This window comes from Psychroflexus aurantiacus, assembly GCF_010820555.1.
GTDB lineage: Bacteria > Bacteroidota > Bacteroidia > Flavobacteriales > Flavobacteriaceae > Psychroflexus > Psychroflexus aurantiacus.
Map to the genome: position 1 here is coordinate 1 of NZ_JAAIKD010000036.1, position 781 is coordinate 781.

At 45.6% G+C, this 781-nt stretch carries 1 pseudogene; it reads left to right on the forward strand.

What is annotated here, in order from left to right:
• Window positions 1–781, forward strand: a pseudogene (locus G3567_RS13230) (T9SS type A sorting domain-containing protein); the annotation flags it as partial.

The window sequence follows — 781 nt, forward strand, 5'->3', positions numbered from 1 at the left end:
CAGGACAATCTTCAGGAAGGCTTTCAGGTCACCGATTATACAAACTACCCAGGAGTGAGTGAGATTGAAGGTTTCGGGACGCATATCACAGGCACTAATGCCATTGCCAATGGGTTTGATGCCACCCAAACAGGCAACGCTTCCATGTATTCCTGGAATCCGTCAACTCAGCAGTGGAACGCCATTCCCAATACTAACTCTAAACAATTGAATACTGGAGAAGCCTATGCCCTGATGGTGCGTGGTGGGCGTGAACTCGATTTAAATCTCAACAACACACAACTCGGCTCGGCAACCACTTTGCGTTTTACAGGTGAACTGGTCACGGGTAATTTCCCTGTAGTTAGTATTGCACCTAACCTTGGAGATTTTAGTTTAATCGCCAATCCTTACCAGGCCCAGGTGGATATTGAAACCCTTTTATTTGATGCTGACCTAATAGGCATCAACACCAGTGCCGTATGGATTTATGATCCTAACCTTGGGGTTCACGGGGGCTATGCGGCTTTAGATATGCAGGGGCCTGTGTTTGATCCGGTGCCTGACGGTTCGCTGGTCACTAAATTCCTGCAGCCCAACCAGTCCATGTTTGTTCAGAATGCATTAGATGGTCCTGTTTTCACGTTTAAAGAGACGCATAAAAAAGATTCAGGTAAAGAATTCACCAACGGGACCTTCAGCGTGAATAACACCGGAACTTTAAATATTACGTTAAGGCGTCATCATCAGTCAAATTATAGGCTTGTGGATGGGGTAAGGTTGTATTTTGAAGAAAGCTTCA